Annotated in this window: 21 protein-coding genes; 16 read left to right on the plus strand and 5 right to left on the minus strand. The window is 40.4% G+C overall.

The genetic code is table 11. The features are described 5' to 3' along the window. The first annotated feature begins 23 nt into the window (after nucleotides 1-23). From A7967_RS12180 to A7967_RS12205, 6 genes are all read left to right on the plus strand, one after another. The gene (locus tag A7967_RS12180) at nucleotides 24-632 is read left to right on the plus strand and encodes a paraquat-inducible protein A (protein ID WP_054204494.1); all 609 of its coding nucleotides are present in this window, start codon (nucleotides 24-26) and stop codon (nucleotides 630-632) included. Between the two features lie 104 nt (nucleotides 633-736). After that, nucleotides 737-1,105, plus strand: a complete 369-nt coding sequence (locus A7967_RS12185; protein ID WP_054204493.1) for a hypothetical protein — start codon at nucleotides 737-739, stop codon at nucleotides 1,103-1,105. Nucleotides 1,106-1,191: 86 nt separating this feature from the next. Then, entirely contained in the window at nucleotides 1,192-2,517 is a 1,326-nt protein-coding gene (locus tag A7967_RS12190) for a TolC family protein (protein ID WP_054204492.1), read from the plus strand. After that, nucleotides 2,507-4,252 (plus strand): efflux RND transporter periplasmic adaptor subunit, encoded by a 1,746-nt coding sequence (locus A7967_RS12195; protein ID WP_054452836.1) that lies wholly within the window; start codon nucleotides 2,507-2,509, stop codon nucleotides 4,250-4,252. Before A7967_RS12190 ends, A7967_RS12195 begins: the two co-directional genes overlap by 11 nt. 8 nt (nucleotides 4,253-4,260) lie before the next feature. Next, nucleotides 4,261-7,377, plus strand: a complete 3,117-nt coding sequence (locus A7967_RS12200; protein ID WP_064435720.1) for an efflux RND transporter permease subunit — start codon at nucleotides 4,261-4,263, stop codon at nucleotides 7,375-7,377. 142 nt (nucleotides 7,378-7,519) lie between these two features. After that, nucleotides 7,520-7,975, plus strand: coding sequence for a hypothetical protein (locus A7967_RS12205; RefSeq protein ID WP_054204489.1), 456 nt, complete (start codon nucleotides 7,520-7,522; stop codon nucleotides 7,973-7,975). Nucleotides 7,976-8,041: 66 nt separating this feature from the next. Here A7967_RS12205 and A7967_RS12210 read toward each other — a convergent pair whose 3' ends face one another. From A7967_RS12210 to A7967_RS12220, 3 genes are all read right to left on the minus strand, one after another. After that, on the minus strand, nucleotides 8,042-9,529 hold the full coding sequence (locus A7967_RS12210; protein WP_054204488.1) for a Ppx/GppA phosphatase family protein: 1,488 nt from the start codon (nucleotides 9,527-9,529) through the stop codon (nucleotides 8,042-8,044). Then, nucleotides 9,522-11,609, minus strand: coding sequence for a polyphosphate kinase 1 (gene ppk1 / locus A7967_RS12215; protein ID WP_054204487.1), 2,088 nt, complete (start codon nucleotides 11,607-11,609; stop codon nucleotides 9,522-9,524). Before ppk1 ends, A7967_RS12210 begins: the two co-directional genes overlap by 8 nt. A gap of 119 nt (nucleotides 11,610-11,728) precedes the next feature. Then, on the minus strand, nucleotides 11,729-12,235 hold the full coding sequence (locus A7967_RS12220; protein ID WP_054204486.1) for a glycine cleavage system transcriptional repressor: 507 nt from the start codon (nucleotides 12,233-12,235) through the stop codon (nucleotides 11,729-11,731). Between the two features lie 341 nt (nucleotides 12,236-12,576). On the opposite strand from A7967_RS12220, the gene A7967_RS12225 reads away from it, so the two are divergent. The 10 genes from A7967_RS12225 to A7967_RS12270 all read left to right on the plus strand — a co-directional run bounded on the left by A7967_RS12225 (nucleotide 12,577) and on the right by A7967_RS12270 (nucleotide 23,477). Beyond that, nucleotides 12,577-14,811, plus strand: a complete 2,235-nt coding sequence (locus A7967_RS12225) for an ABC transporter permease subunit (protein ID WP_054204485.1) — start codon at nucleotides 12,577-12,579, stop codon at nucleotides 14,809-14,811. Between the two features lie 15 nt (nucleotides 14,812-14,826). Next, nucleotides 14,827-16,476 carry a phosphate ABC transporter permease PstA gene (gene pstA, locus A7967_RS12230; protein ID WP_054204484.1) on the plus strand — a complete coding sequence of 550 codons (1,650 nt, stop codon included), beginning with the start codon at nucleotides 14,827-14,829 and terminating at the stop codon, nucleotides 16,474-16,476. A gap of 26 nt (nucleotides 16,477-16,502) precedes the next feature. Further along, a complete protein-coding gene (gene pstB / locus A7967_RS12235) occupies nucleotides 16,503-17,330 on the plus strand; it encodes a phosphate ABC transporter ATP-binding protein PstB (protein ID WP_054204483.1) in 828 nt (275 codons plus the stop codon). A gap of 54 nt (nucleotides 17,331-17,384) precedes the next feature. Then, nucleotides 17,385-18,086 carry a phosphate signaling complex protein PhoU gene (gene phoU, locus A7967_RS12240; RefSeq protein ID WP_054204482.1) on the plus strand — a complete coding sequence of 234 codons (702 nt, stop codon included), beginning with the start codon at nucleotides 17,385-17,387 and terminating at the stop codon, nucleotides 18,084-18,086. Nucleotides 18,087-18,257: 171 nt separating this feature from the next. Further along, nucleotides 18,258-18,935, plus strand: coding sequence for a TIGR00153 family protein (locus A7967_RS12245; RefSeq protein WP_054204481.1), 678 nt, complete (start codon nucleotides 18,258-18,260; stop codon nucleotides 18,933-18,935). Between the two features lie 39 nt (nucleotides 18,936-18,974). Continuing rightward, nucleotides 18,975-20,243, plus strand: a complete 1,269-nt coding sequence (locus tag A7967_RS12250) for an inorganic phosphate transporter (RefSeq protein WP_054204480.1) — start codon at nucleotides 18,975-18,977, stop codon at nucleotides 20,241-20,243. Between the two features lie 91 nt (nucleotides 20,244-20,334). Further along, entirely contained in the window at nucleotides 20,335-21,264 is a 930-nt protein-coding gene (locus tag A7967_RS12255; RefSeq protein WP_054204479.1) for a hydrogen peroxide-inducible genes activator, read from the plus strand. A 163-nt stretch (nucleotides 21,265-21,427) separates the two neighbouring features. Next, nucleotides 21,428-21,970, plus strand: a complete 543-nt coding sequence (locus A7967_RS12260) for an RNA polymerase sigma factor (RefSeq protein ID WP_054204478.1) — start codon at nucleotides 21,428-21,430, stop codon at nucleotides 21,968-21,970. Next, nucleotides 21,963-22,553, plus strand: a complete 591-nt coding sequence (locus tag A7967_RS12265; protein WP_054204477.1) for a hypothetical protein — start codon at nucleotides 21,963-21,965, stop codon at nucleotides 22,551-22,553. Before A7967_RS12260 ends, A7967_RS12265 begins: the two co-directional genes overlap by 8 nt. A gap of 12 nt (nucleotides 22,554-22,565) precedes the next feature. Further along, the gene (locus A7967_RS12270; protein ID WP_054204476.1) at nucleotides 22,566-23,477 is read left to right on the plus strand and encodes a hypothetical protein; all 912 of its coding nucleotides are present in this window, start codon (nucleotides 22,566-22,568) and stop codon (nucleotides 23,475-23,477) included. 40 nt (nucleotides 23,478-23,517) lie between these two features. Here the strand turns inward: A7967_RS12270 and A7967_RS12275 are convergent, their stop codons facing one another. Together A7967_RS12275 and A7967_RS12280 are read right to left on the minus strand one after the other, a co-directional pair. After that, on the minus strand, nucleotides 23,518-23,742 hold the full coding sequence (locus A7967_RS12275; protein ID WP_054204475.1) for a hypothetical protein: 225 nt from the start codon (nucleotides 23,740-23,742) through the stop codon (nucleotides 23,518-23,520). 204 nt (nucleotides 23,743-23,946) lie between these two features. Continuing rightward, nucleotides 23,947-26,472: an EAL domain-containing protein gene (locus A7967_RS12280; RefSeq protein ID WP_054204474.1), complete on the minus strand. Its 2,526-nt coding sequence runs from the start codon at nucleotides 26,470-26,472 to the stop codon at nucleotides 23,947-23,949. Nucleotides 26,473-26,608 lie beyond the last annotated feature (136 nt).

A 26,608-nucleotide genomic window follows, 5' to 3' on the forward strand; every position in this document is an offset into this window, starting at 1 on the left:
AAAGTAATTTTTAAAGACTAGCTATGCGTTTATTATTGCCAATTGCCACTATTTTAATTGCGTTAGCATTGCTTGTACCGGGTGTCACTCAGCCAGTGCTGACGCTAGAAGGTAAAATTGATAAGTCAAAACTAGCTAAAACAGGTATTGAAATGCTTGCTGATGAAGGCGACAGAAATACCAGAAGGATGCTCACAATGGCATCAAGCATGTTTGGTCTTGATAAGCTTGAAGGTGAAGTTAGCGCTTACAAAAAAACGCGGAGCATCTGGGGAACAGTTAACGAACTTGCGAATAACAAAAATTATTTAGTTGCAGGGCTAGTGGCGTTATTTTCAATTGTAGTGCCTACTTTAAAACTGTTAATGCAATTAGTGTATTGTTTAATACCGATGAATAAATTCAAGCATAAACTCGGTCAAGTGATACAAAGCCTGAGTAAATGGAGCATGGTAGATGTATTCGTGATTGCCTTAATTGTTGCGTATCTTGCAGGAAATGCTGATGGCCAAATGGGCGAGCTTATCAACATGCACGCAGAATTTGGCGCAGGTTTTTGGTATTTTACTGGTTATTGTTTATTTGCCATCGCTGCAAGTAACTTAATAAAAATTGCACCAAGAAACAGTTAAACGTTTGTGTTAACTAACAAGTTACCATAAACTTACAGCTTACAGCTTACAGCTTACAGCTTACAGCTTACAGCTTACAGCTTACATTTATTAAAGGCACTTTTTTGCAACGTATTTACCTTAGTATATTGACCGTCGTTTTGTTACTCACTTTAGTGGGTCAAGCGGTTGCGTCAGTAACTATGAGTTGCGAAATGCCACATATGAACCAAACCCATTCACAAGTCACCGATACCAGCGATATGCACCATGACATACCAGCAGGTATGATGAACATGGATTGCTGTGACGATGACGCAACGGCTAATCAAGAATGTGGCTGCCCGATGAGTGCGTGTAGTACTCATTCAATGTTAAGTATGAGCGCGCTATTTAGCGTTACGCTAACTCCCCCCGAAAAAGTACAGCTTTACACACCGCAAAATCAACATCGTATAGCCAGTTCGTTATACCGTCCTCCTATGTCTGCTTAATAGCAGGATAGGTGCGTCTAAAATTTACATAAATCACCTTTTCTGCCTCTAAATTTAATCATTTTTTAATTTTAGTGGAGTAAGTGATGAATCACTTCAGAATATTTAAAGTCAGTTTTTTAGCGTTTTTGCTAACAGTTACAATCTCAGCGCATAGCAATGAGCTTAGCCTCGATGACGCGCTTAGCTATGCGCTTAATAACGAGCCATGGCTAACAGCCAGTAAATATCAACAAGCCGCAGTACAAGCGCAAAGTTTAGTCGCGGGCACCTTGCCAGATCCAGTATTAACTATCGGGCTAATGAATTTACCTACCGATGGCTTTGCGTTTGACCAAGAAGGGATGACCCAGTTAAAGGTTGGTGTAAGTCAGATGTTTAGTCGCGGCGATAGCCTTGCACTTAAAAAACAGGCATTAGCGCAATCGGCGCAGCAATATCCATGGTTACGATCTGACCGACTCGCACAGGTTAAAACCATCGTGATCGAGTCTTGGCTCAATGCGTATCGTGCGCAGCAAAGCATTGCTTTAATTGAGCAAGATAAAGCATTATTCTCGCAGCTGATTGATATTACAGAATCAAGTTATGCCAGCTCGATAGGTAACACTCGCCAACAAGATATTATCCGCGCACAGTTAGAGTTAACCCGTCTTGAAGATAAATTAATGATGCTTGAACAGCAGTTTGAAAGTGCTAAAAAGCGTTTATCACAATGGTTGCCAATCAATATGTTAACTCAGCCTGTGAGTGCTAAGCGCAGTGACATAATACCACTAGTCGATTTTGCACAACTTGAGTTTACACAGTTAATGCAGCTGCTGATGGCGCATCCTGCAATTGTCGCAATTGACCAAACGGCAGCCGCTAAAAAAACTGAAATTGATATTGCCAAACAAGGTTATAAACCACAGTTTGGGGTAAACATGGGCTATGGGTATCGCGATGGTACGCCAATGGGAGACTCGCGGGCGGATCTGTTTTCGGTAGGATTGAGTGTTGATTTACCGCTATTTACTGATAACCGTCAAGATCAACAAGTAAATGCGGCTATCGCCATAGCGGAAGCCGTAAAAACACAAAAGCTGATCGCACTACAAAAGCTTAAAGGCATGTACTTTAAAGAGTTTAGCCAGTTAGCACGGTTAGCTAAGCGCGGTGGGCTTTATCAAACTAAACTGCTGCCACAAATGGCAGAACAAGCGCAAGCCACATTAAACGCCTACACCCGCGATGATGGTGACTTTTCAGAAGTAATGCGCGCGCGTATTAGTGAGCTCAATGCCAAAATAGATGCGTTAAATATCCAAATCGATCAACAAATTATTATTGCTCGCCTGAATTATTACGCCAGTAGCCAAGATGCTGCTGTGATGGCTGAGCAGTTCGCAGGAGATCAAAGTGAATACTAATATAAAGCTTCTTATCGCAGCACTATTAGGTGCGGGAGTCTCCGTTGGTGCATTGTCTTTGCTGGGGAGCAGTAATGAGCATGTTGCTAACAGTACAGAGAAAAAGCCACTATATTGGGTGGCCCCGATGGATAGCAACTATCGCCGTGATGAACCTGGACTCTCACCGATGGGGATGGATTTAGTGCCTGTTTATGATGAGGGCAGCAGTAATAACCAAGATGGTCCTGGCGCAGTGACGATATCTCCTGCGGTGATTAATAACTTGGGGGTTAGAACCGAGAAAGTACAGTTTAAGGCACTGCAAAGTGAAGTAAACACGGTGGGCTATGTGCAGTATAACCAAGACCAACAGGTGCATATTCACCCGCGGGTTGAAGGTTGGTTAGAAACGCTTTACGTTAAAGCGGCCGGTGCTCAAGTAAAGCAAGGCGAACCACTGTATACTTTATATTCACCACAGTTAGTTAATGCTCAAGAAGAATTTGTACTGGCAGTTAATCGTAAAAATACGGTGCTTATTCGCGCGGCCAAAGCGCGCTTAAAAGCATTGAATGTGTCGGACGGCTTTGTTGAGCGCTTACAAGCTAATAAAAAAGTGATGCAAAACATTACCTTTTACGCACGTCAAAGTGGGGTGGTTGATGAGCTCAATGTACGCGAAGGTTTTTATGTTAAGCCGGGTACTTCAATGATGAGCATAGCTCAGTTGGATGAAGTATGGGTTGAAGCCGAAGTATTTGAGCGCCAAGCACAGCTAATAGAAATAGGTTTACCCGTTACCATGACCTTAGATTACATTGCAGGACAAAGCTGGCGCGGTAACGTTGATTATATCTACCCAACACTGGATGCTAAAAATCGCACACTGCGGGTACGTTTACGCTTTAATAACCAAAATCACCAGTTAAAACCAAATATGTTTGCGCAGGTGAGTATTCACGCTAAAGCAAGTGACAAGCAGCTTATTGTGCCAAAAGAAGCGGTGATCCGTACCGGCAACCAAGACCGTGTTGTGCTGGCATTAGGTGAAGGGCGCTTTAAATCTGTGGCGGTAGAGCTTGGTCGTAGTGATAACAATGACGCAGTGATTTTATCGGGTCTCAAAGCCGATGATCACGTGGTGACTTCAGCCCAATTTTTATTGGATTCTGAATCAAGTAAAAGCTCCGACTTTAAACGTATGCAAGCGCTAGACACTATCACTCACGTGTGGGGTAAAGGCGTTATTAACAGCGTTATGGCGGATCACCGTATGGTGAATATTAGCCATGAACCAATGGACGAACTCGATTGGCCAAGCATGACTATGGATTTTATAGTTACAGAAGATGTTGATTTCAGTGCGTTACAAGTCGGGCAAACACTGCATTTTGAGCTAACTAAGCAAGTTGATGATAGCTACTTACTGAGCGGTATTCATATTATGGACTCAACACATGTGATGGTCGAGCCTGCGAATACGGCAACCGTAATCGGTACTATCAACCATATTGATAAAACAACGCGTACCGCCAATATTAGCCGTGGTGAGATTGTAAAATGGAACCGCGAAGCTGCCACATTAGATTTTATGTTAGCAGCAGATGTAGACCTCACTGACTTATCTGCACAGCAGCAAGTGGAGTTTACCTTTAGTTTGCAAGACGGTGAGTTTGTGATCAGTCGTATCAAGACTGCAGCAATCATGCAACCAAATAGCGATAGCACCCTGTCATCGCATAACGGACATTAGGAGGCCTTATGATAGCAGCCGTTATTCGTTGGTCTGTGACTAATCGCTTTTTTGTATTGTTACTAACTGCAATACTAATTGGTGGCGGTTTATTTGCCGTTAAAAATACCCCTATAGATGCCTTGCCGGACTTATCTGATGTGCAGGTGATAGTTAAAACGTCATATCCTGGGCAAGCGCCGCAAGTGGTGCAAGATCAAGTTACTTTTCCGCTTACCACCGCGATGCTCTCAGTGCCCGGGGCACAAACGGTCCGTGGTTTTTCATTTTTTGGTGACTCCTACGTGTATGTCATCTTTGATGAAAAAACGGATCTTTATTGGGCGCGTAGTCGAGTACAAGAGTATTTAAGCCAAGTCGCTAGCCGTTTGCCCGACACTGCAACCGCGGAGCTTGGCCCAGATGCCACCGGTGTAGGTTGGATCTATTTATATGCGCTGGTGGATAAAACCAATCAGCACGATATTAGCCAATTACGTAGCTTACAAGATTGGTTTTTAAAGTTTGAATTACAAACTGTGCCAGGAGTGTCAGAAGTCGCCTCCGTTGGCGGCATGGTGAAACAATATCAAGTCAATGTAGAGCCAGATAAACTGCGTGCTTACGGTATTCCACTGAGCTTAATTCAAACGGCCATTAAGCAAGGTAACCAAGAAATGGGCGCTTCGGTAGTGGAAATGGCCGAAGCCGAATACATGGTAACCAGCACCGGTTATATAAAAAGTGTGGCTGATTTAGAGGCCATTCCGCTGGGGGTGAACGCCAACGGCACACCGCTGCAATTACGCGATGTAGCCGATATTCGCCTTGGCCCACAAATGCGCCGCGGCATTGCTGAACTAAACGGAGAAGGTGAAGTTGCAGGTGGTGTCGTGGTGATGCGCTATGGCGAAAACGCACAAAAAACCATAGAGCTGGTTAAAGAAAAGCTCGAATCACTCAAAAAAGGTCTACCTGAAGGCGTTGAAATAGTGCCTGTGTATGACCGCTCTAATTTAATTAAAAGCGCAGTGGATAACCTAACCAGCAAACTACTTGAAGAGTTAGTGGTGGTCGCACTGATCTGCATCGTGTTTTTGTTTCATGTGCGCTCATCCTTGGTGGCTATTATTACTTTACCGCTGGGAATTTTAACGGCATTTATCATCATGTATTGGCAAGGCATTAACGCTAATATTATGTCGCTCGGCGGTATTGCCATTGCCATTGGCGCGATGACCGATGGTGCGATTGTCATGATCGAAAACATGCATAAACACATGGAAAAAACACCGCTGACTGATGAAAATCGCTGGCAAGTTGTCACCGATGCCGCCAGCGAAGTCGGCCCAGCGCTATTTTTTAGTTTAATGATTATTACTGTGAGCTTTATGCCAGTATTTATTTTAGAGGCGCAAGAAGGGCGTATGTTTGCCCCGCTTGCGTACACTAAAACGTATGCCATGGCGGCATCTGCAGGTTTAGCAATTACCTTAGTGCCAGTATTAATGGGCTATTTTATACGTGGCAAAGTGATTTCAGAGCAGAAAAACCCTGTTAATCGCTTATTAGTTAACGGATATAAGCCATTACTGAATCTCGTTTTACGTTTTCCTAAAATGACCTTGGTGTTGGCTGTAGTGGTCGCTATTGTTGGCTTTTATCCAGTGAACAAAATTGGCAGTGAGTTTATTCCGCCACTGGATGAAGGCGATCTAATGTATATGCCAACTACTTACCCTGGTTTGTCGATTGGTAAAGCGCGAGAGATTTTACAGCAAACAGATAAGCTCATAGCCACAGTGCCCGAGGTGTTAACCGTGTTTGGTAAAGTAGGACGCGCAGAAACCGCTACCGATCCTGCGCCACTGACTATGATTGAAACTTTTATTCAGCTCAAGCCAAAGGATCAATGGCGCGAAGGCATGACCTTAGAAAAATTGAAAAAAGAGCTTGATGGTTTAGTGAAATTTCCAGGTCTTACCAACGCATGGGTGATGCCGATAAAAACCCGTATTGATATGCTAGCAACAGGCATAAAAACCCCTGTAGGTATTAAAGTGGCGGGGCCTAATTTGAGTGAAATTCAAAAAATTGGCCAACAGATTGAGGTCTTGCTTAAAGATGTACCCGGCACTGCTTCCGTTTACTCTGAGCGTGTTGCTGGTGGGCGTTATATCAAGGTTGATATCAACCGTGAAAAAGCCGCTCGTTATAGCTTAAACATTGCCGATGTGCAGCAAGTGGTCGCGACCGCAATTGGTGGTATGAATGTCACCGAAACGGTTGAAGGGCAAGAGCGTTACCCAGTTAACCTACGCTACCCGCAAGATTACCGTGATTCACCCGAAGAGTTGATGCTATTGCCAATAGTTACCCCTACAGGGCAGCGTATTGCGCTTGCCGATGTGGCTGATGTATTTATTGAAGATGGCCCACCGGGTATTAAAAGTGAAAATGCCCGCTTAAATGGCTGGAGCTTTATTGATATTGATGGCATTGATATTGGCAGTTATGTCGATAATGCGCGCCAAGTGCTTGACGAAAAGCTAGTGCTACCTGCAGGTTATTCAATAACGTGGGCAGGGCAATATGAATACATGGAGCGTGCCAAAGAAAAGCTCGCCTATGTATTACCACTAACCTTAGCGATTATAATTGTGTTGTTGTATCTCAATTTTAGAAGCTTTGTTGAAGTGGCAATTATAATGGCCACGTTACCGCTGGTGATGATAGGCGGGATCTGGCTCATGTACTTAGAGGGGTTTAACTTCTCGGTCGCCGTGGGGGTTGGTTTTATTGCCCTTGCCGGTGTCGCGGTGGAAATAGGCGTCATTATGCTGGTGTACTTAAACCAAGCCTACAATGAAAAGTGCGCCCAAGCACAACAAGCAGGTACTACGCTTAATTTTGTAGAGCTTAAACAAGCCATTGTCGAAGGCGCTGGCCTGCGAGTACGCCCAGTGATGATGACAGTCGCGACTATTATAATTGGTTTACTGCCCGTGCTTTATGGCACCGGCACTGGTAGTGAAGTAATGAGCCGCATTGCAGCACCCATGGTCGGCGGCATGTTCAGCGCGATAGTTCTGACCTTATTAGTGTTACCCGCCGTGTATTTATTGTGGAGAAAGCGAGGCCTATAAACTTTACATTTTTTGTGTAACTTATACTAAAAAGAAAAGTATAAGTTGCACCATAATTACCTTTACTGTTGATCTTAATCACTTTTTTATGTGGCACGTTTTACGCATTCGTTAACTTAAATTAAATGAGTAAGGAATGCACATGCAAGTTAAAACAATACACGAAGTGTACGATTGGACTGTACTCTTTCACACGCAAATGGCTGCCAATTTTTTTAGTTTAAAAGATGATTTAGCAGAGCATAACCGTATGCTCGCAGACTATTTTGTAGAGTACGAAAAAAAGCTAGCTGAAGATTTAGTGGGTTTTAAGGCCATCACTGAAATCAATACACTAGACACGTATTGCTATGAGTACTTTGTTGAGAATCCTGAGCTGATTAATTTTACTGATTTAAACCGTAATACGCGTGTTGATGAGCAAGTGATGCAAGGTTATTTATCAGATCAACACCAAAAGGTAATTAACCTTTATGAGTACTTACTTAGTCGTGCAGAAACACCAGCTGGCAAAGAGAAGCTAGCACAATTGCTAGAGCTTGAGCAGCAAAGTTTAAAGCAGATGATACAAAGTTCTAATCGCCATATGGATATGTAACCATGTGACGAATTGTCGTTTAAATTTAGATAGCTAAGGCTATCCAAATTTAGCTACGTCTGTAAATCATACAAAGTCGATTAAAAAACCCACCTTTTTCAAGTACCTTTGCTCTTGTTGTAAATCGGCATGCAGCAGGGTTTGTTCATTGAGCCAACCTAGTGGAAACTGCAAAAGCATGCTGTTGCCTTTTACTGAAACCGCTAGGTCTTGATATTGATCATTAAGGCGCTTTTGGTTCAATAATATGGCCAATCTCAGTAATACAATTAATTGTAATATTTGAAAGTGCGGCACCGAAAGTAAAGTAGGAAATTCTTCTAAGCGAATTTTTTTACGGTAAAAACGTATCATGCAGCTTAATAGCGTTTGTTGCTGTTGAGTAAACCCCGGTAGTTGGCTGTTTTCAACTACATATGCGCTGTGTTTATGTAAACCTGATGAGTTAATACCTAAACCTATCTCATGTAATTGCGCTGCCCACAGGAGCAATTGATGATTATCTAATGAATCTAATTGCCACTCTTTTTGCACTTGCAAGAATAACCAATCAGCGGTATTAGCTACACGTTGTGCGTGTACTTTATCTATTGTATTTCTTTCGCTTAAATTAGTAATGGTATTGGTGCGTATATCTTTGAGTGCCAGCTTTTGTTGCATCTCATGAAGTAGGCCTTCGCGTAGCGAAAAGTCACTGTAGTTCATCTCAGTAATATTAAACAGCTCAAAGATTGCGATTAAAATGGCTAAACCACCACAGATACTCACTTGGCGCTCTGGGCTTAAACCTTCAATCAGTAGGTTATCAACAGTCTTTGCCGCAATGAACTGGGTTTTAAGTTCGAGCAACCGCTCTAAAGTGATATGTTTTTGCTCGGGATCATTTGTGCTGATCATCGCTAAAATTGACTTTATTGTGCCTGACGTGCCAACTACTGATTGCCAGCCAGCGCTAATATAAGTGGCAAAAATAACTTCAAGTTCTTGCTCTGCTTTTATTTGTGCTTTGCTAAAGCGTTTATCGTTAATAATACCATCGGCAAAAAATTGTTTTGTATAACTTACGCAGCCCATATTACGACTTGTTAGCAGCTTATGTTTAAAGTGTTTGCCAATAATGAGCTCTGTACTACCGCCACCAATATCAATCACTAAGCGGTTTTCATCGTGATGAATGTAATGGGCAACGCCTTGATAGATTAAACGTGCTTCTTCTTGCCCTGATATCACATCAATATGATAGGGAAAAACAGTACTTGCTTGAGTTAAAAACGAGTTAATGTTTTTAGCGCGTCTTAATGTGTAGGTTGCAGCAATTTTTACATTGCTGGCAGGGAAGTCTTGTAGCGTTGTTGCAAACTGCTTCAGTATCGCCAGTGCTCTATCAATCGCAGTTTGGCTTAATTGATTTTTGTCGTCTAAGCCATCAGCTAAATATACGCGTTGTTTTTCTTTATGCAAAATTTGTAGATTGCCATCCACTTCTCTTGCTACGACTAAATGAAAGCTGTTTGATCCTAAGTCAACCGCAGCAATTGAGGGATAATTATTCATTATTGTAATTGCCTTCCCATTTTTTTAAGTGATCATAAATAGCAATTTGTGAGCGTATTTTTTTACGATTGCCACGCCTCACATAATTATTTTTTTGCTCACTATCGATAATGCGCGCTTTGGTGCGATCTTTAAATTGTAGCTCAATAATATCTACAATAAGTCGTTTTAGTTGCTCATCGTAAATGGGAACGCCCACTTCAACACGATGGTCAAGGTTACGGGTCATCCAATCAGCAGATGAAATATAGACTTTTTCATCACCATTGTTACCAAAAATCATAACGCGTGGATGCTCTAAAAAGCGATCAACAATACTAATAATACGGATGTTATCGCTAAAGTTATTGAGCCCAGGAACTAATGAGCACATACCGCGGACAATAATACGGATTTTAACGCCTTTTCTGGCTGCTAAATAAAGGCTATCAACTAGCGCTTTATCCACTAGGTTGTTTATTTTTACTGTGATTTTACCACTGTGGCCATTTTCAACATGCGTGATCTCTTGCTGAATTAAATTTAAAAGTACGTCACGGGCGTTAACGGGTGAAATCATTAAGTGTTCAAAGGTGAACGGCTTGTAGCTGCTTTCTATAAATTTAAATACGCTATCACTTTCATCACAGATGCCTGTATGTTTAGTGAATAGGCTAAAGTCGGTATATATTTTTGCTGTTTTTTCGTGAAAATTACCAGTGCCTATATGTGCATACTTTACTATTTGGCCTTTCTCACGACGATGAATGATACACAGCTTACTGTGAACTTTGAGTGCAGGGATCCCAAATATAACTTTAATGCCTGCACTACTGAGTATTTTTGCCCACTCGATGTTGTTTTGCTCATCAAAGCGGGCTTTTAGCTCCACCATTACAGTGACTTTTTTACCATTTTTAGCGGCATTGATCAGTGATGAAATAAGCCGAGATTTACTCGCAACACGATAAATATTTACCTTAATTTGCGTTACTTTTGGATCAAAAGCAGCTTGGCGAACATATTCAAGTAAATGGTTAAAAGTATGATATGGATAATAAAGTAAAATATCTTGTTGGCTAATTGCATCAAATACACTGGCATGATTATTAAAAGCTGTGCATTGCAGCGCGGGGAGTGATTTGTTCTCTAAGTATTGACGACCAATATTAGGAAAGCCGATAAAATCTCTAAAGTTACGATAACGTCCGCCTGGGATAAGTGCATCATGGTGGGTGACCCCTAAGCGTTTTTTCATTACTTTTAGCATAGGTTCAGGCATCGCTTGATCGTAAACTAAGCGCACAGGTTCAGCGTAAATACGCTGTTTTAAACCTTTAGACATTTTATCTAAAATGCCTTCTTCAAGCTCATCATCTAAGTTGTATTCTGCGTCTCGTGTGAGCTTTATTGAGTGACCATGGATTTGAGTAAAGCTAAAGAAACTGCTAAATACATCACTTAAAAAAAACAAAATAATGTCATCTAGCATCACGATAGTCTTGTGACGACGGGTTTTTTCAGAAGGTAAAATAACGAAACGTGGCACTCTATCAGTAGGCACTTCGAGCATCGCGTAGTGGCGTTTGTCGTTAAGCATCTCTACAAATAAGTAAGTCATAGTATCGTTTATATGATCAGAGTAATCTTTGTTTTCATCCAACATAATGGGCGATATGTGCTGCAAAACATTGTCATTAAAAAAATTTTTAAGCCAATCAATGTGAAAATCACTAAGTTTTTCAGGACGCTGAACATGAATGTTATGGCTGTTTAAATCATGAAGAATTTGCTGGTGAATAAGATTAAATTTTTGACCTAACTGCAGTACTTTTTGTTGTATTTGGGTGAGTAGGATCTCATCTTCATCAAAATTTGTATCAGGTAGTTTATTTAGTAAAATACGACGCTTTACATCTGCAACTCTTACCCTGAAAAACTCATCAAGGTTATTCGAAAAAATACCTAAAAAACGCATCCGTTCAATAATTGGATTGCTTTTGTCTTTGGCTTCTTGCAATACACGTTCATTAAATGACAACCAACTTAATTCTGGAGCAAAATAACTAATTGTTTGAGGCAACTCAGTGCAGGCGTTCATGTTCTATTCCTTTGATAGCAGCAGAATAAAATATAGAACATAAAGATGACAGTATAATGACAAACATGTCATTTTTGTGACATGTTTGTCTGTGTTAATTACTGATTTTTAAAAATTATTTATACATCTTCAATATCAACAATTAAATCGGCGGTTATCGCTTCAAGCGCAGCTACAACTTCATCTTTGTTCATACCAGCAGGTAAAGAGACTGTTGCGACGGCACTAAAAATAGGCACTCCCCAGTTTGGGGCGCTTTGTTGTTTAGAGTTTAAGTGAGTGATGTTTGCGCCCTTGTGGCGAATAACACTAGCAAGCTCTTGCACAATACCAGGGCGATCATTACCAGTGATAACGAAATTAAGCTTGGCGGCACTGTTATCTGTTGTGTCATCATTCCCCGTTTCAATGCGTACTTCTAATTTAGGAAGTGCATGTAATGAATCTTGTAATTCTTGTAAATGTTCTTCAGGTACTGTCACTTCTAAAATGCCGGCAAAATGCCCTGCTAAATGACTTAAATTACTGCTTAACCAGTTACCGTGGTGGTTTAAAACAGTGGATGATATGTCTTCGACAAGTCCGGGACGATCTTGCCCTAAAATAGTTATAACTAATTGCTTCATAAAGTAAATCCCTTAAAATGCCGTAATTAAGTGATAAATGCTCAGGCATGAGAATAGTTGAATGATTATTATATTTAAAAATGAACCGAATTGAGTATTGACTCGGACCTAGAGTTTGTCCAATTTTTTTGCGCTTTCATTAATTAAAAAACAGTAATATAGTACTAGCGTTATTACCTTTATTGGGTAAATTGCTGTTTCTTAATGATAATTTATTAAGTTGAATTTTTTTCATACAGATAGCTTCCTTAAAACAAAATAACGCTATTATGACGTTTGTAACATTACTGTCATCTTGGTGAAATACACTATTCGCAACGTTAAGATTTAAAGGTGTTTTGATGACTTCCAATCCGAATAAACCGTCTTTTAATACGGATAGAAGCCGTCTATTTAAAGATCGGTTTGCCCAATTTAGTATTACAGCCGGTGGAATAATGGTGTTAATAGCGTTGCTATTGATCTTTTTCTATCTACTTTATGTAGTACAGCCTATTTTTGAATCTGCAAAAGTAGAAACGCGTAACAGCTTTACTTTAAGTAATGCTGAGCAAATTGTTGGCTTAGGTGTTGAAGAGCAAACCGAAGTTGCTTTTTTGCTTGGTAAGCAGGGCAATGTCGATTTTCATAGTGTAGAAAAAGCGACCTTTGGTAAAAAGTTGGCAAGCTTGCCCGTTACACTTGACGGTGGAGTAAGCAGTTTTGCAAAAAGCGCCCCTTTTCAAGGGCTTTATGCTTATGGACTAAAAAACGGTGCGGTGATGATCGTGGCACCAAAGTTTTTAGTTACTTTTCCAAATAATACTCGCAAGCTAACACCTCGCTTGGATTATCCTCTTGGTGAAACACCTTTAGTTGTAGATGATGAAGGCGCTGCATTAACGCAGTTTGCATTTAGCCATTACGAAGAAAAAACGGCAGTAGTTGCGCAAACAGCCGATAAGCGTGTTGTATTTAGTAGTTTTTTGGCTGAAGAAAACATGTTCAGCGGTGAAGTTGAGTGGGTCGTTGAGCGCACCGAACTCGATGTCGATGGTCGTGTTGATCAACTGCTTATGTCGCCTGACACTACGCGTACATTTGTACGTTCAGCTAATCAAATTTATGTTTATGATACGCGTGACCCCAGTGAAGTCGAACTGATTCAAATGCTGGCAGCCAATGAAGAAAATGCCAATCTTGTTTCAGCTCAGTTGCTCGCAGGTGCTAACTCGTTGATGCTAGCAAATGATAATGGTGAAGTATCTCAGTGGTTTGAAATTAATACAGATGAAGGTCGTGAATATCAAAAAATTCGTGCCTTTGAAACATCAAAACAAAGCAAGCTGGATATTTTTACTGAATTTTATCGTCGTACATTTTTTACTACCAGTTCAAATGGTGAGTTAGGTGTGTATTACACCACCAGTGAAGCAAAGTTATGGCAAGGTAAAGTAAGTGAAGGGCCGATTGAAAACTTTGCAATAGCGCCACGTTCAAATGCGGCACTTATTTTGGCAGATAACAAGCTAACCGTTGTTGAAATTCATAATGAGCATCCTGAAGTTACCTGGTCTGCATTATGGCAAGAAGTGTGGTATGAAGGTTACCCTGAGCCAGGTTATATTTGGCAATCAACATCTGCCAGTGATGACTTTGAATCTAAATTCTCGTTAGTACCAATTTCATTCGGAACATTAAAAGCAGCCATGTATGCAATGTTATTTGCTGTGCCGATTGCTTTATCAGCCGCAATCTACACAGCCTACTTTATGTCAGGTTCATTGCGTAAAGTGGTAAAGCCAACGGTAGAAATAATGGAAGCATTACCTACCGTAATCCTAGGTTTCTTAGCTGGTTTATGGCTTGCGCCATTAATTGAAGAGCACCTTCCTGCGATAGTCGGATTATTGATCATGTTACCACTGGGGATTTTGGCCACTGCATTTGGTTGGACGAAATTACCGACCAGTATACGTCATCGCATACCAGAAGGGTCGCATTCAATTTTACTTATCCCAGTTGTGTTATGCATTGGTTGGTTGGCATTTGCCATGAGTGGTGTGATTGAGCAGTGGATGTTTGATGGTAATGTACGCCAATATTTAACCAATGAATTAGGTATGACATTTGACCAACGTAACTCGCTTGTTGTGGGTATTGCAATGGGTTTTGCGGTTATTCCAACTATTTTCTCGATTGCTGAAGATGCGGTATTTAGTGTGCCAAAACACTTATCTAATGGTTCCTTGGCATTAGGTGCAACACAATGGCAAACATTGGTCAGCGTGGTATTGCTAACAGCAAGCCCAGGTATTTTCTCTGCAGTAATGATGGGGTTAGGGCGTGCGGTAGGTGAGACAATGATTGTACTTATGGCGACGGGTAATACACCAATAATGGATTGGAGCATTTTCCAAGGTATGCGTACGCTTGCGGCTAATATTGCAGTAGAAATGCCAGAATCTGAAGTGGGCAGTTCACACTATCGAATTCTTTTCTTAGCAGCCTTTGTATTGTTCATATTCACTTTTATTTTCAACACAATTGCTGAGTTTGTTCGTCAGCAGTTGCGTGATAAATACAGCTCGATGTAAGCGGAGAGACACGACATGGTAAAGCAGTGGTTTAAGTCTGGTTCTCCTTGGATATGGATGACAGGTGGTGCAGTTAGTATCAGCTTGATTTCCGTCTTAGGGTTATTAGCAATGATTGCCTGGAAAGGGTTAAGCTTTTTCTGGCCTTCACAAGTAGTGCAACTTGAGTTGCAAGGTTCAGTGGTAAAGCAAACCGTTATTGGTGAGATTTATGACCGAGAAATGGTACCAAAATCACGCCTAGAGGCAATGGGTGTAGATTTATCTGATTACGATAAAGAAGAGCTTGAGCGCTTATTAATTAAAACCGGTAACCGTGAATATGTTGATTTGGACTTTCGTTGGGTTTTAGAAACAGATATTAACTCTCATACCGCACCTGCAACATTGGCGGTGTTTGAACGAAGTAAAAACGGTAACTTTTACGGTTATGTTGACCAAGTGATTAAAGATGGGCAAGTCATCACTGACAACAAAGTAGAGGTGCTAGATGAGCTCGTTGAACGCGCGGTAGACTTAAATGATCAAGCGCTTGATTTACAAAATGGCGATATTGGGCATATTAACTTTGAGTTAGAGCGCTTACGTTTAAAAGAAAAATCTTATTTACTTGATGATGCATTAACGGATGAACGCGTTGCAGAGCTTGCGCAACAGCGTGCACAATTAAGGTCAGAATATGGCGTGCTTGAAAAACAATTGTTTGCACTTCGTAAAGAGGCCAAGCGTGACCAAGTAACGGTAAAAGATATGCGCGGCGAAATAGTCACATTGCCTTTGTATCAAGTTTTGGATTTTTGGTTTCCAAATGACATGGGATTCTTTACTAAGCTTGGCCATTATTTTGTGCAGCTTGGTAAGTTTGTTTCAGATGACCCGCGTGAAGCAAATACCGAAGGCGGTGTATTCCCGGCTATATTTGGTACTGTGTTTATGGTCATGCTAATGGCTGTAATTGTGACTCCTTTTGGCGTTATTGCTGCAATATATTTACATGAGTATGCAGCTAAAAATGCAGTGACAAAGATGATCCGTATCGCGGTAATTAATTTGGCTGGTGTTCCTTCGATTGTTTATGGGGTATTTGGCTTAGGTTTCTTTGTTTATGTGCTCGGGGGGAGTCTGGATCAATTATTTTATCCTGAAGCATCACCAAGCCCTGTATTTGGTACGCCAGGGGTTATGTGGTCAGCACTAACGCTTGCTATCTTAACCTTACCTGTTGTTATTGTATCAACTGAAGAAGGTTTATCTCGTATTCCTAGTACGGTACGTCATGGTTCACTTGCACTTGGTGCAACAAAAGCAGAAACTCTATGGCGTATAATAGTGCCAATGGCAAGTCCGGCAATTATGACAGGCCTAATACTGGCTGTTGCACGTGCTGCTGGTGAAGTTGCACCACTAATGTTAGTGGGTGTTGTAAAAATGGCACCGACTTTACCGCTTGATGGTAACTTTCCGTACTTTCACTTAGATAGAAAGTTCATGCATTTAGGTTTTCACATATATGATGTTGGCTTCCAAAGCCCGAATGTTGAAGCAGCACGACCGTTAGTCTATGCCACTGCATTTTTATTGGTATCAGTGATTATCGCACTGAATATCACTGCAATCGGTATACGTAACCACTTACGTGAAAAATTTAGATCGCTTGATCAATAATTAGTAAAGATTTTAAGGTAATAAACATGATTACAGTCGCTCCACAGGTAACCCAGTCAAACACGAGTTTGAAGTTGGACTTAGAAAATTTAAGCACTGAGCAAACGGCGCTTCAGATCAAAAACTTAGATCTTTACTATGGTGAAAAACAAGCGCTTAGTTCAGTAAGTATGAATATACCAAAAGGGCAAGTAACGGCTTTCATCGGGCCATCGGGCTGTGGTAAGTCAACGCTATTACGCTGTATTAATCGTATGAATGATTTAGTAGATAGTTGCCGTATTGAAGGTGAAATTTTACTTCATGGGCAAAACATCTACGATAAAAAAGTAGATGTTGCGGCGCTTCGTCGCAATGTAGGAATGGTATTCCAACGTCCAAATCCATTTCCAAAATCTATCTACGAAAACGTAGTTTATGGCCTACGCTTACAAGGTATTAAAGAAAAGCGTAAGTTAGATGAAGTAGTTGAACAGTCACTGCGAGGGGCTGCGTTGTGGGATGAAGTAAAAGACAGACTCCACGACAGTGCATTTGGTTTATCAGGTGGTCAGCAACAACGTTTAGTTATTGCTCGTTCAATTGCGATTGAACCAGAAGTATTATTGCTGGATGAGCCAACATCAGCACTTGATCCAATTTCTACATTGGTTATTGAAGAGCTAATCAATGATTTAAAAAATCAGTTTACCGTTGTTATTGTAACGCACAACATGCAACAAGCGGCGCGCGTTTCTGATCAAACCGCATTTATGTACATGGGTGAGTTAATCGAGTACTCAGATACAAATACGTTATTTACTACGCCGAACAAAAAGAAAACAGAAGACTACATTACCGGCCGATATGGTTAGTATAGTGGGCGTACTGTTTAGGTGATGTTAGCGATTCTGATAAGAAGGTAGACAATGGAACACAATATTAATAAGCATATCTCTGGCCGTTTTAATCAAGAGTTAGAGAACGTGCGTAATCATGTTTTAAGTATGGGCGGATTAGTTGAGCAGCAACTTAATAGCGCACTTGATGCTGTGAGTAATGGTGATGCTGAATTAGCGCGAAAAGTGCGTGAAAATGATTATAAAGTAAATGCCATGGAAGTGAATATTGACGAAGAATGCACTCGTATTATTGCTCGCCGTCAACCTGCAGCCAGCGATTTACGTTTAGTGGTTGCGATTGCTAAAACCATTGCTGATTTAGAGCGTATTGGTGATGAAGCTGAACGAATAGCTAAAGTTGCCCTCGATTCATTTACTAAAGATCAGCAAGATTTATTGGTAAACATTGAAAACATGGGGCGTCAAGTATCTAAGATGTTGCATGATGTTTTAGATGCTTTCGCACGTATGGATGTACAAAAAGCCTTTGAGGTACATAAGGAAGATGCCAAGGTCGATCGTGAATACGAAGCCATTACACGTCAAATAATGACCTATATGATGGAAGATCCACGTTCAATCCCAAAAATTATGGATTTAGTTTGGTCAGTGCGTTCTTTAGAACGAATCGGTGATCGCTGTCAAAATATTGCTGAATATATAATCTATTTCGTAAATGGCAAAGATATTCGTCATACATCTCAAGAAGATATAGAAAAATCATTGTGATTTTTTTTGGTAATTTTTTTTTTATTAAAGCGACCAATGGTCGCTTTTCATGTTCTCGTTATAATTAATATTATGTTCAGGCACCAGTGAAGTAATAAAAGCATTCACAATCGTGGTGAATGCTGTAAAATTCACGCCGCAAAGCATACTAATTTGATTTAAGGGTCAGCTATGCCTACAAACGCATTTTTAGGAGTATTCGCAAAATCTCCTATAAAGCCAATGGAAGATCACATCAAGAAGGTACATCAAGCTAGTAAAGCTTTGATCCCTTTTTTCAATCACGTATTTAAAGAAGAGTGGGTACAAGCAGAAGTGATTCGCTTGGAAATTCGTACTTTAGAGCGTGAAGCCGACGACATGAAAAGAGATATACGTTTACAACTGCCGCGTGGATTGTTCATGCCGGTAGAGCGTACAGATCTGCTCGAACTCGTCACCCAGCAAGACAAAATTGCTAATAAAGCAAAAGACATTGCTGGTCGTGTAATTGGTCGTGAGATGACCATTCCAAAAGAGATTCAAGTCAATTTCTTAGCCTATGTAACACGGTGTGTTGATGCGACTAAACAAGCGTCAAATGCAATTAACGAGTTAGATGAGTTATTAGAAACTGGTTTTAAAGGTCGCGAAGTGACCTTGGTAGAAAAAATGCTCGTTGAATTGGATGCAATTGAACAAGACACGGATGATATGCAAATCATTATACGCCGCCAATTGCGCGCCGTTGAGGATGGGCTTAACCCAGTTGATGTTATGTTTTTATATAAAATAATTGAATGGGTTGGCGAGCTTGCGGATATCGCAGAGCGCGTAGGTTCACGTCTTGAGCTGATGTTAGCTCGTTAATTTACACTCAGTTCAATAACGAAAGATTAAGGTTACACAATGGATATCATTGCATCTTATGGCACGGTATTAATTTTAATTGCCGCAGCAGTCGGTTTTTTTATGGCTTATGGTATTGGCGCAAATGACGTTGCCAATGCTATGGGTACTTCAGTAGGGTCTAAAGCGCTTACAATTAAACAAGCAATTTTTATTGCGATGATTTTTGAGTTTGCAGGTGCTTATTTAGCCGGTGGTGAAGTAACATCGACGATACGCAAAGGCATTATTGACTCTGCCCCATTTATGGATATACCTGAATTAATGGTGTTGGGTATGATCTCAGCGTTATTTGCAGCAGGTAGCTGGCTATTAATTGCTTCTTTTCTTGGTTGGCCAGTATCAACTACTCACTCAATTATTGGTGCTATCATCGGATTCGCGTTAGTTGCAGTTGGCAGCGAAGCAATCCAATGGAATAAAGTGGCTGGAATTGTTGGTAGCTGGATAGTAACACCATTAATTTCAGGTTTTATTGCGTACTTAATATTTATGAGTGCACAAAAACTTATATTTGATACCGAGTCACCACTTAAAAATGCTAAACGTTATGTACCTATATACATGGGTCTTGCGGGTTTTATCATGTCTTTGGTTACGATCAAAAAAGGCCTAAAGCACATTGGTATTGATTTAGGTGCAGTGGAAGGCTATGCATTAGCAATTGGTATTGCTGTTGTAGTTGGTATTATTGGTAAAATAGTTATTTCCCGCTTGAAGATAGATCCAAAAGCTGACAAGAACATGCAATTTAATAATGTTGAGAAAGTATTTGCTATCTTAATGGTATTAACAGCATGTTGTATGGCATTTGCACATGGTTCTAATGACGTAGCTAACGCGATTGGTCCTCTTGCTGCTGTTGTTAACATTGTAGAGAATAATGGTGAAATTGCTAAACAAGCTGCTATTGCATGGTGGATTTTACCGCTGGGTGGTTTTGGTATTGTTGCAGGTTTAGCTATTTTAGGTAAAAAAGTAATAAAAACCATTGGTGAAGGTATTACACATTTAACACCTAGCCGTGGTTTTGCTGCTGAATTAGCCGCTGCTTCTACTGTTGTTATCGCATCAGGAACTGGTTTACCTATCTCAACGACACAAACGTTAGTGGGCGCGGTTTTAGGTGTAGGTATGGCGCGTGGTATTGCTGCACTTAACATGGGCGTGATCAGAAACATTGCTGTTTCTTGGGTAATAACATTGCCAGTTGGCGCTGCCCTTGCTATTGTTATTTTCTACATACTAAGATTTGCCTTTGGAGTTTAATTCCTACGGCTTAAGTATTACAGACTTTTAGCTTGAAAAGATCTCAATGCCCATGGTGTTGGGGTCTTTTTATTTGTGGGTAAGAAAAGTTATGACTAATTTACCAAGTATAAAACAACTGCAATACTTATTAGCGGTTCATCAATATCAGCATTTTGGTCGAGCAGCAAGTGCCTGCTTTATTGGTCAATCCACATTAAGTAGTGCAATTCAAACGCTTGAAGAAACTTTGGGATGTCAGCTTATTGAGCGTGAAAATCGTAGCCTCATGTTTACCGCCATTGGTGAAGATGTCGTAGAGCGAGCGCGCAAAATTATAGATGATACTCTCAGTGTTAAAGAGCTTACAAAAAGCCATTTAAGCCCACTTAGCGGCAAGTTAACGCTTGGTGTAATTCCTACTATTGCTAGTTTCATAGCTGCGCCTTTATACGCACTATGCCAACAACAATATGTGGATTTAGAATTAGTACTGGTTGAGGATACAAGTGACAGCTTATTAAATAAGTTAGAGCACGGCCATATAGATATGGCATTACTCGCTTTACCCTATGAGACCGACAAGTTTCATACACAAGTACTTGCACAAGATCATTTTAGCTTAGTGCATCACAAAGATTATTTGCCAGCAACAGGGGTAGAAGACTTTAATCTGTTACCGGATGCAAGCGTATTCCTACTTGAACGAGAGCACTGCATGACAGGTCATGCATTGAGTGCTTGTCACTTAAACCGTTCAAGTTGTATTAACCCGTTTGAAGCGGCAAGCTTACACACACTATTGAGTATGGTTGAACATCAGCTCGGGGTGACCTTTTTGCCACAAATGGCAATTAATGCGGGGATTTTAGATAACAAAAACATGTTAGCCACGGCCTCTCAAGGTGATGCTTATCGTGACATTGGTATTTTATGGCGCAAAACCACAGGGCGAATTCGTGATTTTCGTTTATTTAGCCAAATGCTAGAAAATTTTTTAAAACAGCAATGCCGTTTAATACCAATCGACTTAAATATTTAACCATTCTAGCGAGCTAAATGGTCAGTAACTTAACACGATTGGTATGCAGGAATAGCTCATCAAGGTGAGCTATTTATTTTTTAATTTATTTTCATCTTTTCCAAACTATCCTCGCGCTCCTATCGACTAATCTTATAAGTAAAATAACTAAGCATCGAGAATCGTGTTTTTTCAATCAACAGAAACATTAATCGCCAAAGCACAGCAAGGTAATAAGCGAGCCTGGCTTAAGCTGGTTAAACAGCACGAGAGCCGAGTTTATAACCATTGCTTGCGGATGCTCAGTAACCCGGATGATGCCATGGATTTAATGCAAGAGGTGTTTATCTCTGTCTATAAGAGCTTGCCAAGTTTTCGTGGTGAGTCGAGCTTTAATACTTGGATCTTCCAAATTGTGCACCGGCGCAGTGTTGAATATTATCGTCGTCGCAAGTACTACCAAAGTCTTGATGAAGTGCCTGAGCAGGCATGTGAACACAGTGAGCTGGAAAGTAACCAGTTAGTGCAAGTTCAGCATCAGCAATTAAAGACGATGCTGAATAACTTACCGTGGGAGCAGCGCTTAGTGGTGGAACTGAAGTTTTTTCAGCATTGCACTTTTGAAGAAATATCAGAGCAACTAGATATCTCCACCAATACCGCCAAATCACGGTTATACAGTGCATTAGGTAAATTGAAAGTTCATTTGGAGGCCGTCGATGGCTAATTTAGAGACGCTTTTTGAGCAATGGTTAGATGGGAAGGTTTTGAGTGATGCACAGTTGCAGCTGCTTGAGAATGATCCTGAATATAAAGCTTTAATGAACCAAGCACAAATATGGCAACAGCATAGTCGAGATTACAAAGCTGAAGCCGTGCCAACATGGGATCGCCAATCAAGCATGTCTAAGATCAGCTCTGCTGGCGTGTTTAATATGGCTGGCGTATGGGCCGTTGCTGCATCAGTGATGATTTGTTCGCTCATTTTTTTAGTTATGCCAAAACAGCAGGCGCCAGAGCTGCTGGGGCAGGTAGCGCAACAAACACAGTTATTGGAGTCGCAACAAAAGCAAATTGATCAACTGCAAAAAATTATCACTGCACAAAATGAATTACAGCAGCAGCAGATGTACCAATTAGCTAAAGAGGCTATAGCAACTGGGCGGGTTGAACGCCAAGAAGACATAAATAGTTTAATTACCTATATCAAAACCCAGCGCGCCCAAGACCAAGCGTATTTGCGGATGCAATTAAATGATTTAGCCGAACAAGTACAAGAGCAGCCAATGGCCGCTATCGCCAAAAACTAGGAGTATAGAGCAATGAACAAAAAACTTATCAGCAGCGCCATTATTGCCATTATTGGTTGTGCAAGTGGCAATCTACAGGCGCAAACCCCATTAGAATTGGCTGCAATCCAGCGTGAAGTGAGCATTATGGAAAACATTTTAAGTACTGCTTTAAAGCAAGATACCAATAAAAAAATTCGTGCCATGCAAGCTAACTATTTTGTCAAACAAGGTGTGGTATTTGAATTAGATGTCAGAGGCACTAGCCGTTGGCAAACTATTTTTAGTAATGCGCCTAACGCGCCGTTACCACCTTTGGCTAATATTGACTTTTCCAATATGAATATTGAGTTCATCAGTGATAAGGTTGAAGTATTCAGTGAGCAGGCCGTTGAATCATCACGAGAAGCTTATCAACAAGCAATGGAAGTCATGCGAGAGGGCGCTGAGCAAGTACGCGAAATCGCTGAGCAAGAACGTGATGTGAGCCGTGATTTACGTGAGTTAGAACGTGAAAAACGTGACTTAGAGTTTGCTAATCGTCACGATAATAGCGCCGCAGCAAAAGAGCTTGAGCAACGTAAAAAAGCATTAGAAAAAGATATTGCGAAGCTTGAAAAGCAACAAACTACGCTTACTAAGCAGCAACAGCAATTACGCCAAGATATACAGGCAAAGCAGGTTGAACGTGAGAGGCAGCAAGCCGCGGAGCAGCAAAAATTACTCGCTCAAGTAAGTACGAGTATCAGCCTTACTCTGTGTGATTACGGCAGTGGGCTACGTAGTTTACCTAATGACGAACATGTTAGCTTTGTTCTGAAAGGGCTCGGTGATAAAAACACCAACTTAATTAAAGTGTTTGATAAATCAGATATTAAAAAATGTGTAGTAGGCGACATAAAAGCCAGCGATTTAGCACTTAAGGCAATTACCTATCAGTTTTAATTTGATAAAAACTTATCCCTGACCAACAAAGCAGTCGTTGTTACAAAGGCTGCTTTTCATTATGTCTTTCATATTCAAATTGTTTATTGAAAGGGGTAATGTCTGGCAAAAATAATAAATACACCCACACCACTAAATTGAAATAGGGTATTAAACCTAAGCACGTAAATGTGCTGATAGGATAACCTTTGATATTAGCATAACGGTGGCATTGGTAAGCTATCCCTAAGTTTACTGCCAACAATAATACAATTAATTGCACCATAACCTTCTCCATAAGTAGACAATAGCATAATAAATAACACATTTGTGTTTATTGGGTATGTTGTCGTAGATTGGTGATGTCTTGTTTATTTTTGTTTATCTTACAAAAATAGTGACATTTAAAATCTGTATGAGCAAAGTATAGATGAGATTTCAGCGGATGGAAGTAAAATTTTCATCGGTAAGCTTCAAAAATCAACCATGTTTACTTAGGTGCTTGTTCGTAAAAAGTTTTGTTCTGAGAAATTTTTTCTAGTTCGTAAGGGATTCTTTCAATTGGTACTGGGCGAGAAATAAAATACCCTTGGCCGTAATCAACACCAATTTCTTTTAGTGCTAAAAAGATCTCTTTATTTTCAACGTATTCAGCTACAGAGCGCTTATCGAGGGAGCGGCTAATATCATTAATAGCTTTAACGAGTGCTAAATCAATTGGATCATTGAGCATATCCCGAACAAATGAGCCATCTATTTTGACATGTTGAGCGGGAAGCTGTTTAAGGTAATTAAAGGTGCTAAAGCCGGTGCCAAAATCATCTATCGAAAAATGACAACCTAGACGGTTAAGCTTTTCAATCATTGCGCGAGTAGCTACTAGGTTGTTAATACTTGCAGATTCGGTTATTTCAAAGATTACTCTCGTTGGCGATACCTTATATTCTTCGAGGCTAGATTCTATGTGTGGTAATAAACGTTCATCTAAAAATGATTGTGCAGATAAGTTAATAGCGACTTGATTAAGCTCTGGGTATTGCGAAATTGCAGCTATAGCATTTCGGATCACGCATTGGTCCATTAAGTACGTATCGTTAAGCAGCTCAAGAGACGGAATAAACTGGTTAGGGTAAATTAAATCATCGTTGAGTTTTAATCGTAATAGCGCTTCAAAATAGGCAATGTTACCTCTCTTAAAGTCCCAGATTGGTTGATAGTGTAATTCAATTTGATCTTGTTGCAGTGCTTGACGAATGCTGTGCCCCCATTCAAGGCCTGCTTGCATAGTGTTGTTATCTGAATCGTCTTTTGAGTAGCAATGGACTAAGTTTCGGCCTAAATTTTTGGCAACATATAACGCAATATCAGCTTGTTTTAAACATTCACTCGGATCGTTATTTGCTGCTGTAATTTGGGTTAGGCCAATAGAGCAACTAATGGAATAGATTTGCTCTTCTGACTGGAACTGATGGCCTTCAATTGCCATACAAATACCCTCAGCAACTAAGTGTGCATCAAGCAAGTTAATATTTTTTAAAATGATCGAAAACTCATCGCCACCAATACGACATATCAAATGCTCATCGCTAATATTGGCAATAAATAATTGCGCCACTTCTTTTAAGACAATATCACCTTGTTGGTGACCTTTACTGTCATTAATAATTTTAAAGTGATCAAGATCGATATAAATAAGTGCATGCTCAATTTCGCCATGAGTGAGCTCTGTTTGGCATATATGATTGAGCTGCTGATCAAAATAATAGCGGTTATGTAAGCCCGTTAAAGTATCATGCAGTGCTAAATGACGAAGTTGTAACTCAGCTTGCTTACGTTCATGAATATTATCAATAGTTGCAGTAATGGTAGTTGCATTACTGCTGTTTTTTATCAATTGTAAGCGGCACTCTACCCAAATTGTTCTGCCATCTTTATGGCTTATTTGAATTTCAATTTGTTGCTGTTCAATACCTGCGTTCAAAATACTGCTAATTGTATCGAGTAATTTGGGCTTATCATCAACATGGCAGTAATCAGTTAATGATTTAGTTAGTGTTTCTTTAATACCGTAGCCTGTTAAGGCTTCCCAAGCTGGGTTGATAAAACGAATACGTCCTTGCTGATCAAATTCAAGTACGACAGTATTTAAATGCAGTAAAATTCGTTGATGTGCTGAAAATAGTTCTTTGTAGCGACTCTGACTTTGGCTTAATTGTTCTACTTTTTGCGCAAATTCAGCATAGCTGACCATAAAATCTTCACGACGAGCAGCATGATCACATACTTTGGTTAAAAAAGATTGCTCATAAGGCGCACGAATAAAGTCAGTCACGCCAGACAGTAGTAGCTGCTCAGCGTAATCAGCATCATGCGTATCTATTATTGTTACTATTGCTTGCTTAGGATTATGCTGCAGTATTTCTTTGACTAGTTGATTTGCAGATGCTGCTTGTGCTGCGGTGGCATCGAGCAACACGATAGAAAACTTTTGCTGCAAGTAAATAGACAGCGCTTGCTTATTATTAATGACATGTGTGCAAGCAAAATTAAGTTGTAAATGTTGCTCAATTTCAGCGGCTCTATTGTCATCAGTCTCTAGAAGTAATAGGTTTAATCGACTGCTTTTTTCAAGGTGAGTAGAGAGCACATTAGCCAATACTTGTGGCAACATATCTTGGCGCTCAAAAGGCAATACAGCATCAATACCATAACTACGGGCTGTTGTTTCTGCAATTCGCTCACAATAGATAGGAGGGGTAAGTAATATTGGGGTATTTTTAGGGGTGCTAAGCAGGCCCGAGCGTATCATTCTCGAGAACCGCCAGCCATCAATTTTACCTACATCAAGCCCTGTAATAATGATATCAACAGCTTGATTTTTTAAAATGTCGAGTGCTTGTTGACTGTCATTAACTTCAATGAAAGTAAATACATTGAGTCTATTGAGGGTGGACTTAATGGTTTGACGTTCAGACAAACTAGCGTTTAAGATCAGCAACTTTAGCTGCTTAGCCATAACGTCATACCTCTTTTTCAGTCATGATTAATTCAGTTGATTAGGATAATGCCATTTGCCATGAACCACAAGAGAACATTACAGGGTATTTTTATTCACCTCCTTAGTTGAGCAAATAGCGCGATACAGTTAAACT

This window comes from Pseudoalteromonas neustonica, from assembly GCF_001653135.1.
In the GTDB taxonomy this organism is placed as follows: Bacteria; Pseudomonadota; Gammaproteobacteria; order Enterobacterales; family Alteromonadaceae; genus Pseudoalteromonas; species Pseudoalteromonas neustonica.

Coding starts and splice junctions, on each gene's coding strand:
- A7967_RS12280 (WP_054204474.1), bottom strand. CDS start 26,472: ATGGCTAAGCAGCTAAAGTTGCTGATCTTAAACGCTAGTTTGTCTGAA.
- A7967_RS12225 (WP_054204485.1), top strand. CDS start 12,577: ATGACTTCCAATCCGAATAAACCGTCTTTTAATACGGATAGAAGCCGT.
- A7967_RS12210 (WP_054204488.1), bottom strand. CDS start 9,529: ATGAATAATTATCCCTCAATTGCTGCGGTTGACTTAGGATCAAACAGC.
- ppk1 (WP_054204487.1), bottom strand. CDS start 11,609: ATGAACGCCTGCACTGAGTTGCCTCAAACAATTAGTTATTTTGCTCCA.
- pstB (WP_054204483.1), top strand. CDS start 16,503: ATGATTACAGTCGCTCCACAGGTAACCCAGTCAAACACGAGTTTGAAG.
- A7967_RS12190 (WP_054204492.1), top strand. CDS start 1,192: ATGAATCACTTCAGAATATTTAAAGTCAGTTTTTTAGCGTTTTTGCTA.
- A7967_RS12200 (WP_064435720.1), top strand. CDS start 4,261: ATGATAGCAGCCGTTATTCGTTGGTCTGTGACTAATCGCTTTTTTGTA.
- A7967_RS12265 (WP_054204477.1), top strand. CDS start 21,963: ATGGCTAATTTAGAGACGCTTTTTGAGCAATGGTTAGATGGGAAGGTT.
- A7967_RS12220 (WP_054204486.1), bottom strand. CDS start 12,235: ATGAAGCAATTAGTTATAACTATTTTAGGGCAAGATCGTCCCGGACTT.
- A7967_RS12180 (WP_054204494.1), top strand. CDS start 24: ATGCGTTTATTATTGCCAATTGCCACTATTTTAATTGCGTTAGCATTG.
- phoU (WP_054204482.1), top strand. CDS start 17,385: ATGGAACACAATATTAATAAGCATATCTCTGGCCGTTTTAATCAAGAG.
- A7967_RS12250 (WP_054204480.1), top strand. CDS start 18,975: ATGGATATCATTGCATCTTATGGCACGGTATTAATTTTAATTGCCGCA.
- A7967_RS12205 (WP_054204489.1), top strand. CDS start 7,520: ATGCAAGTTAAAACAATACACGAAGTGTACGATTGGACTGTACTCTTT.
- A7967_RS12275 (WP_054204475.1), bottom strand. CDS start 23,742: ATGGTGCAATTAATTGTATTATTGTTGGCAGTAAACTTAGGGATAGCT.
- A7967_RS12245 (WP_054204481.1), top strand. CDS start 18,258: ATGCCTACAAACGCATTTTTAGGAGTATTCGCAAAATCTCCTATAAAG.
- A7967_RS12255 (WP_054204479.1), top strand. CDS start 20,335: ATGACTAATTTACCAAGTATAAAACAACTGCAATACTTATTAGCGGTT.
- pstA (WP_054204484.1), top strand. CDS start 14,827: ATGGTAAAGCAGTGGTTTAAGTCTGGTTCTCCTTGGATATGGATGACA.
- A7967_RS12270 (WP_054204476.1), top strand. CDS start 22,566: ATGAACAAAAAACTTATCAGCAGCGCCATTATTGCCATTATTGGTTGT.